The sequence below is a fragment of the Halorubrum sp. SD41 genome, from assembly GCF_058630335.1.
This window is the reverse complement of the sequence record NZ_JBZVGZ010000046.1, coordinates 1-7,369: the sequence shown is the minus strand read 5'-3', so window position 1 is coordinate 7,369 and position 7,369 is coordinate 1. Positions and strand designations below refer to the sequence as shown.

7 protein-coding genes are annotated in these 7,369 nt (G+C 69.2%); 4 read left to right on the top strand and 3 right to left on the bottom strand.

Going from position 1 to position 7,369, the window contains the following annotated elements; genetic code table 11:
* Positions 1–302: 302 nt before the first annotated feature.
* From AC4NMM_RS15070 to AC4NMM_RS15060, 3 genes are all read right to left on the bottom strand, one after another.
* Positions 303–1,355 (bottom strand): actin-like salactin, encoded by a 1,053-nt coding sequence (locus tag AC4NMM_RS15070; protein ID WP_096393769.1) that lies wholly within the window; start codon positions 1,353–1,355, stop codon positions 303–305.
* A complete protein-coding gene (locus AC4NMM_RS15065; RefSeq protein ID WP_491924642.1) occupies positions 1,352–1,837 on the bottom strand; it encodes a FlaD/FlaE family flagellar protein in 486 nt (161 codons plus the stop codon). Before AC4NMM_RS15065 ends, AC4NMM_RS15070 begins: the two co-directional genes overlap by 4 nt.
* Positions 1,838–1,993: 156 nt before the next feature.
* Positions 1,994–2,512 carry a DUF7575 domain-containing protein gene (locus AC4NMM_RS15060; protein WP_491924641.1) on the bottom strand — a complete coding sequence of 173 codons (519 nt, stop codon included), beginning with the start codon at positions 2,510–2,512 and terminating at the stop codon, positions 1,994–1,996.
* A 125-nt stretch (positions 2,513–2,637) separates the two neighbouring features.
* Here AC4NMM_RS15060 and AC4NMM_RS15055 point away from each other — a divergent pair, with 125 nt between their 5' ends.
* The 4 genes from AC4NMM_RS15055 to AC4NMM_RS15040 all read left to right on the top strand — a co-directional run bounded on the left by AC4NMM_RS15055 (position 2,638) and on the right by AC4NMM_RS15040 (position 6,721).
* Positions 2,638–3,552, top strand: coding sequence for a pantoate kinase (locus AC4NMM_RS15055; protein WP_491924640.1), 915 nt, complete (start codon positions 2,638–2,640; stop codon positions 3,550–3,552).
* A gap of 31 nt (positions 3,553–3,583) precedes the next feature.
* Positions 3,584–4,351 (top strand): DICT sensory domain-containing protein, encoded by a 768-nt coding sequence (locus AC4NMM_RS15050; RefSeq protein ID WP_096393765.1) that lies wholly within the window; start codon positions 3,584–3,586, stop codon positions 4,349–4,351.
* A 530-nt stretch (positions 4,352–4,881) separates the two neighbouring features.
* Positions 4,882–6,273 carry a signal recognition particle protein Srp54 gene (locus AC4NMM_RS15045; RefSeq protein WP_096393763.1) on the top strand — a complete coding sequence of 464 codons (1,392 nt, stop codon included), beginning with the start codon at positions 4,882–4,884 and terminating at the stop codon, positions 6,271–6,273.
* Positions 6,274–6,418: 145 nt separating this feature from the next.
* Complete coding sequence (locus AC4NMM_RS15040; protein WP_096393762.1) at positions 6,419–6,721, top strand: DUF8011 family protein; 303 nt, start codon at positions 6,419–6,421, stop codon at positions 6,719–6,721.
* Positions 6,722–7,369 lie beyond the last annotated feature (648 nt).

Sequence of the window (7,369 nt, the reverse complement as noted above, 5' to 3'; positions counted from 1 at the left end):
GGCGACGTAAGCACCGGAGGGAGCGAGCGAAGCGAGCGACTGAGGAGCGCAACGAGCGTACTGCGGCCTCCCGGCTGCCCCTTTGAGCCCCACCCGACCGCGACCGCACAGCACCTCACGCCTCCCCAGCCTCGTCGCTCGCGCTTAAGAGCGCTCGCGACTCCCTCGCGCGTGCTGTCTCGCGGCCGCCGGGGGCGGCCGCTCGCAGGCACGCGCCACCGTAATTGGTCTCGATCAGCGTAGCGCGGATCGGCTACTGTGGGGTTTAAAAATGGAAAAATACCGAACCGCTCGCGCGCCGTTCAGACGAGCCGTTCCGCGATACGCGCCGCGCCGTCCGCGGCCGCGAGCGCGGGCTCGTCGGGCGAGACGACCTCGACGTCGCGGTCGAGCTCGTCGCTGAGGCGCTTCTCGAACTCCTCGGTGAGCCCGGGGATACACGCCATGCCGCCGGTGACGGCGAGGGGGCGCCCGAGCGCCAGCTGGTAGGGCTTCATGTGGTCGTTCGCGAGCTCGGGGAGGAACTCGTTGGCGACGACGTCGACCGCCTCGTCGATGTAGCGGTCGATCGGCTCCTGAACGCCGCGGTCGACGGTGAACTCGTGGCTCCCGCCCCCGGGCTGTTGAACCACGTCCGTGAACGGCTCGAAGTCGTACACGTCGCCGTGCTGCTCTTTGTACTCCCGGGCGGTCGTCCGGTCGATGTGGACCCGCCCTTGGGTCTCCTCCTCGACGGCGGCGACGATCCGGCGGTCGACCTCGTTGCCCGTCACCGAGCCGGTCGAGAACGGCGAGAGCTGCTCGCCGCGCCGGTAGGCGCACGCCTCCATCGTCGTCGAGCCGAGGTTCACCGAGACGAACACCTCGTCGATCGCGTCGAGGTCGTCGCCGTAGGCGGGGATCGCCCCGCACAGCGACTCGGGGTAGCTCCGCGTCTCGACCTCGCCGATCGACGAGCCCTCGATCACCGACTTGAGGTTCTCGACGCCCGCCTCGTTGTCGATGGTCGGCACCGCGTAGACGACCGCGCTGTCCGCGGGCACGTCGTGGGCGTCCACGACCGCCTCGAAGAAGCGCTCCGCGTCCGCGACGCTGTCGTCGTCCTCGGGGAGCCCCGAGCGCAGCATGAAGCGCACGCGGTCGGGGTACTCCACCGCGGCCTCCTCGCCGAACAGCACCTTCTCCTCGCCGGTGATGGCGTCCTCGTAGGTCGCCAGGCAGGTCAGCACCGAGTGGCGCTCGCGGCCGCCCCGTCCGTCGGGGACGTCGAGCACCGTGCGGGTGCTGCCCAGTTTCACGCCGACCGCAGCCGATTCGTCCGATTCGTTGATGTCCGTGGATTCGTCGTCGCTCATTGGTCACTCGCACACGAAGCGATCCGGACGATGGAGACGAGGCTGATCCGGTGGTCCGCGGGCGTGAACGGCCGGTCGCGCGTGGGGGCGTCGAACCCCTCCAGCCGGCGCGAAAGCGCCGCGACCGCGTCGTCGCCGACCCAGTCGATCTCGCCGTAGTAGGACAGCGCGTCCCGGCTCCGCACGTGGCCGCCGACGTCGACGAGGTAGCCGAGCCACTCGCCGATCTCGCGTTCCGCCGCGGGCGACGCCGGGATCGCCGTCAGGTACGGCCGATCGCCGCTCTCGCCGCCGTTCAACCGCGCACCACGCTGACGCTGGAGCAGCTCCGTGAACGCGGCCGAGCGCGCCGCCTGCTCGGCCCGGTTCCGGTTCGGCCGCCGGAGCGCCCGCTCCCGAGGCGCTCCGTCCGCACCGTCTCGCGGCGCGTCCGCGATCCGGCGCAGCTCCCGTACGTCGTATCGTCGTGGATTCAGACTCATGTTTCCGTCCGTCGTTCGCGTCCGTACCCGAACCCTCTCGGCGGGGTTATATGATAGTTGGCTCTCAGTTATCAGCCGTGAGAAACTACGACCGAGGTCGCTTCACGGACCGAGGCGGCCGCGGGAAACGCCGTTACCGACGGCGCGGCGCCGGCGTCACCGGTCGTCCGGCTCGGCCCACGGGAGGGGCTCGGTACACCAGTGACAGAAGTCGAGGTCGGCGTCGACCGCTTTGCCGCAGTTGGGACAGGTGACCTCCAGCGGCTCCCCGTCCTCGGCGTCCACGGCCGCGGCCGGCGGGGACTGGCCGCTTCCCGGCCCGTCGTCGTCGTCCGCGTTCGCGCCCCGCCGCCGCATCGCCTCGGCGGCGGCGTCGACGCGGTCGCGCTCGGCTGCGTCCGCCCGCCCGACGAGGTACGCGTCGAGCGCCGACAGCGCGGAGAGGAGGACGATGGGGAGCGCCACGTCGGTGGGGACCGCGGCCGACACCGCCGCGAGGTCGGCGAAGGGGTCGACCGGTTCGACGTCGTACAGCGCGAACAGCGCGACCCCGCCGCCGACGATCGTCAGGTGCCACAGCAGCGCCCGCCCCCACCGTCGCAACGAGAGGTGGCCGAGCCCCGGAAAGACCAGCGCGAGCAGGGCCGCGAGGACGGGGCGCAACTGGTTTCGCATACGGCTCGGCTTCGGCCGGCCGGTACTTAGGCCTGCGGTGTCGGCGGCGACGGTTTCCGATTGCGCCCGCGCGCGCTCCGTCCGGGATAACAACCGTTAATCGCGGTCCGCTCGTCGACGCCCACATGAGCAGCCAGCGGGCGACCGCGTTCGTCCCCGGCCACGTCACCGCCTTCTTCAGCGCGCACCCCGCCGACGACCCGGCGGTCGCCGGCTCGCGCGGCGCCGGCGTGACGCTCACCGACGGCGTGACGGTCCGCGTGTCGGTCCCGGACGGCGCGGTCGACGCGACGGCGGGTGACGGCGACGCGAGCGACGGGATCGGTTCGCGCACTATCGACGGCGAATCCGGGTCGATCGGCGCGGTCGACGACGTCCTCGCCGAACTCGACGCGTCCGGCGCCGACGTGGCCGTCGAGACCGACCTCCCGATCGGCGCCGGCTTCGGCGTCTCGGGCGCCGCGGCGCTGGGGGCCGCGCTCGCCGCGAACGACGCGTTCGACCGCGGCCGCTCCGAGAACGAGCTCGTCGGGACCGCCCACGCGGCGGAGGTCGGCCGCGGGACCGGCCTCGGCGACGTGGTCGCGCAGGCGCGCGGTGGTGTCCCCGTCCGGCTCGAACCGGGCGCGCCGGGAGTCGGCGAGCTCGACGGCGTCCCGGCGACCGCGCGCGTCGAGTACGTCACGTTCGGCGAACTGTCGACGGAGGCGGTGTTGGGCGGCGACACGACTGCGCTCTCCGCCGCCGGGGAGGACGCCTTGACCCGGCTCCGAGCGGACCCGCGGCTCCCGACGCTGATGGACGCGGCCCGCGGGTTCGCCCGCGACGCGGACCTCCTCGCGCCCGAGGTGGCCGAGGCGATCGCGGCGGTCGACGCGGTCGCAGGCGACGACTCCGACGACCTCGGCGCCGCCATGGCGATGCTCGGCCGCACCGTCTTCGCGCTCGGGACCGGACTCTCCGACGCGGGGTACGAGCCCGAAGCCTGTCGGATCGACGCCGCGGGCGCAAGACTCGTCGACGAGCGCGGCCGGGAGTAAGGACTTTGTTTCGGTCGGCCGGAATAGCGGTATGGCCGAATCGCTCCGTTCGTTCTTCGACGAGCTCGAAACGCCGGACCGGCATCTCGTCCTCCTGAACCGGTCGTCGCCGGACCCGGTCCGGAACCTGCTCGACTCGCTGCTCGACGGCCAGCCCGTCTCGATCAGCGAGGCCGGGGCCGACTCCGGGGCGGACGACGACGTGGTCGCGCTCGTCGAGGACGGGTCGATCGTCGCGCGCTCGACCCTCGACGAGCTGCTCGAATCGGTGCTGCTCATCAACTCCGACCTGTACAAGACCGGCGGGATCGACCTCGACGAGGTCGCGCTCCCGGCCGTGTTCGAGGGACTCGACGAGGTGCCGTTTCGGGTCCGCGGCTACCCCACCTCGAACAAGGAAAAACTCCTCCTCATCATCATCTCGCGGGTGATAGAGCGGATCGCGGCCGAACGCGGGGACGGCACGCTTCGGGCCTCCTTCCAGCGGCTCTCGCGGATCGACGACGAGCGCGGTACCCGGGAGGTGTACGAGCGCGTCGCCGGGACCGGCGTCGACGTCCACGTGTACGGCGTCGGGGACGCTGACTCGCTCTCGGGGCTCCCGATCACCGTCCACACCGGGACCTCCTACCCGTATCAGCGGTCGTGGTTCGTCGTGTTCACGCCGCCGGACGGCGGCGACGGCGACCACGTCGCGCTGCTCGCGCTCGAAGACGAGCCGAACGTCTGGGACGGCTTCTGGACGTTCCGCCCGGAGCTCGTGACGCGGATCGAGCGGTACATCGCGGAGGAGGTCTGAGGCGGACGGATAGCGGAAACTCGTCGGATTGAGGGACCGACTTTGATTTATGATCATTCCGCGGTGGCGCGTGCCGACGAGCGCCCGCAGGGCGCGAGTCGCACGCGCGAGGGAGTCGGGCGCTCCGAGGGCGACCGAAGGGAGCCTGAAGGATGCGCCCGACGAGGCTGGGGAGGCGTGAGGTGCGGTTGCTGTGCGGGGCGGGGTTGGGACTCAAAGGGGCAGTCGCGAGGCGGGCGCAGGCGACGTAAGCACCGCAGGGAGCGAACGAAGTGAGCGACCGAGGAGCGCAGCGAACGTGCGCCCACCTCGCGGCTGGGGCTTTGGCGGTGTTCACCGCCGATCCGCACTCGACCATTTATAAGCGAGCGGCTGGGGCTTTAGAGGCATTCTCCGTCGATCCAGCAGCAGCCATTTATAAGCGAGCGACGAGGGTGAGGAACGCACTCCCCACTGACTACACTCTCGAAACGTATCCCGCCACCGCCGACGAACAAAGCTTTACCGCGTCGCCCGCCTAGCTCCGGCAAATGGTACTCGACGACCTCGGCACGTCCCTGCGGAGCAGCCTCGACAAGCTCCAGGGGAAGTCCCGACTCTCCGAGAGCGACGTCGAGGAGATCGTCAAGGAGATCCAGCGCTCCCTCCTCTCCGCCGACGTCGACGTCTCCCTCGTGATGGAGCTGTCGGACTCGATCAAGTCTCGCGCGCTCGAAGAGGAGCCGCCGGGCGGCACCACCGCGAAGGACCACGTCCTCAAGATCGTCTACGAGGAGATGGTCGAGCTGGTCGGCGACTCCACCGAGCTCCCGCTGGAGAACCAGACGATCCTCCTCGCCGGCCTCCAAGGGTCGGGGAAGACCACCTCCGCGGCGAAGATGGCCTGGTGGTTCTCGAAGAAGGGGCTCCGCCCCGCCGTCATCCAGACCGACACCTTCCGCCCCGGCGCGTACGATCAGGCGAAGCAGATGTCCGAGCGCGCCGAAGTCGACTTCTACGGCGACCCCGACGCCGACGACCCGGTCCAGATCGCCCGCGACGGGCTCGAAGCGACCGAAGACGCCGACGTCCACATCGTCGACACGGCCGGGCGCCACGCGCTCGAAGACGACCTCATCGCCGAGATCGAAGAGATCGAGGGCGTCGTCGACCCCGACCGCTCGCTGCTCGTCCTCGACGCCGCGATCGGCCAGGGCGCCAAGGAGCAGGCCCGGCAGTTCGAGGAGTCGATCGGCATCGAGGGCGTCGTGATCACCAAGCTCGACGGGACCGCGAAGGGCGGGGGCGCGCTGACCGCGGTCAACGAGACCGACTCCTCGATCGCCTTCCTCGGGACCGGCGAGACCGTTCAGGACATCGAGCGGTTCGAGCCCTCGGGGTTCATCTCCCGGCTGCTCGGGATGGGCGACCTCAAGCAGCTCTCCGAGCGCGTCGAGCGCGCGATGCAGGAGACCCAGGAGGAGGACGAAGACTGGGATCCGGAGGACATGCTTCAGGGGGAGTTCACCCTGAAGGACATGAAGCGGCAGATGGACGCGATGAACAAGATGGGGCCGCTCGACCAGGTGATGGACATGATCCCCGGGCTCGGCGGCGGGATGATGGACGAGCTGCCCGACGACGCGATGGACGTCACCCAAGACCGGATGCGCCGCTTCGAGCGCATCATGGACTCGATGACCGAGGAGGAGCTGGAGAACCCCCGCGTCGTCGGCCAGTCGCGCACGGAGCGGATCGCCCGCGGCTCCGGTACCGACGAGGAGACGGTCCGCCAGCTCTTAGAGCAGCACTCGATGATGGAGGAGACGATCGGCCAGTTCCAGGGGATGGGCGAGGGCGACATGCAGCGCATGATGAAGAAGATGGGCGGCGAGGGCGGCGGCCTCGGCGACATGATGGGCGGCGGCAAGGGGCCGTTTTAAGTAGTAACTCCGTCGAAATCCCGCCCTTCAGACGGATTCTTGCCCGAGATGGCCGGTCGGTAAGAACCGCGTAGCAGGGGAGACGACGTTCCACTGGAATCACAGTGGGCCATCATTTAGTATCGATAGCGGGAACACATCGGCTATGGTCCCCTATGTCAGCGAGGTTCTGTTCAACGAGCCACAGGGCCGGCCCGTCTCACTCGTCCAGTTCGGGGCGTCGGTCTGCTACCTGTGTCTATTCGTGTATACATGGAGCGTCGGCGAGGCTGAAGCGGTAGTCCCGTGGGTACTGTTCTTTATCGTCGGAACCGCGCTGTCCGGAATTGCCGAATCGCTTCCGAAAACCCGACGACAGGCGGCCGGTCTACTGCGCCTCACGGCCGTCCTCGTATTGGCCTGTTTTCTCGCCATTCTGTTCCTCGCCCCGGAGTACGTCATCGGGTGACGGACGGTCGTTCTTACCACTAGGCAGGTCCACGGTCCGTCGGCGTGTGGATCTCCCGTACTGAGCGAATCCGACGAGGAACACACGAAAAGAGGGAATTCAACGGAGCCAAACAGTGTCTCATCAGCAAACAGATTGTGTATTTATAAATCACTGCGCGGTGCCGGTGGTGCTCAAGCACGAAGTTCAGCCGGTTGTTTATAAATCGTCGCGGTCGCGGCGGCAGTGAATCTCTCCAACTTCCCGGCCGCTCGCTTATAAACGGTTGCTGGCAGATCGGCGGAGGACGTCTACAAATCCCCAGCCGCGAGGAGGGCGCACACTCGTTGCGCTCCTCGCTCGTTCGCTCCGCTCACTCGCTGCGGTGCTTACGTCGTCTGCGCCCGCCTCGCGGCTGCCCCTTTGAGTCCCGCCCCGCACAGCACCGCGACCGCACCTCACGCCTCCCCAGCCTCGTCAGCCGGCCTCCGCTTCGCTCCGGCCGGCTGACTCCAGCGAGGGACCGAAGGTCCCTCTGGCAGCCGGCGCGTAGCGCCGGCGGCCTCGCCCGCGCCTCCCCCGGGGCGCCCGGCCCCCCCCGGGGGGCCGCCCAGGGGGGGGGGGGGCCCCTCTTTCTTCCCCCAAAAAAAGTGATTTCCCCCAAAACAG

Bases quoted from the DNA above. Each gene is read 5' to 3' on its own strand.
- AC4NMM_RS15070 (WP_096393769.1), bottom strand. From the start codon at position 1,355: ATGAGCGACGACGAATCCACGGACATCAACGAATCGGACGAATCGGCT.
- AC4NMM_RS15065 (WP_491924642.1), bottom strand. From the start codon at position 1,837: ATGAGTCTGAATCCACGACGATACGACGTACGGGAGCTGCGCCGGATC.
- AC4NMM_RS15060 (WP_491924641.1), bottom strand. From the start codon at position 2,512: ATGCGAAACCAGTTGCGCCCCGTCCTCGCGGCCCTGCTCGCGCTGGTC.
- AC4NMM_RS15055 (WP_491924640.1), top strand. From the start codon at position 2,638: ATGAGCAGCCAGCGGGCGACCGCGTTCGTCCCCGGCCACGTCACCGCC.
- AC4NMM_RS15050 (WP_096393765.1), top strand. From the start codon at position 3,584: ATGGCCGAATCGCTCCGTTCGTTCTTCGACGAGCTCGAAACGCCGGAC.
- AC4NMM_RS15045 (WP_096393763.1), top strand. From the start codon at position 4,882: ATGGTACTCGACGACCTCGGCACGTCCCTGCGGAGCAGCCTCGACAAG.
- AC4NMM_RS15040 (WP_096393762.1), top strand. From the start codon at position 6,419: ATGGTCCCCTATGTCAGCGAGGTTCTGTTCAACGAGCCACAGGGCCGG.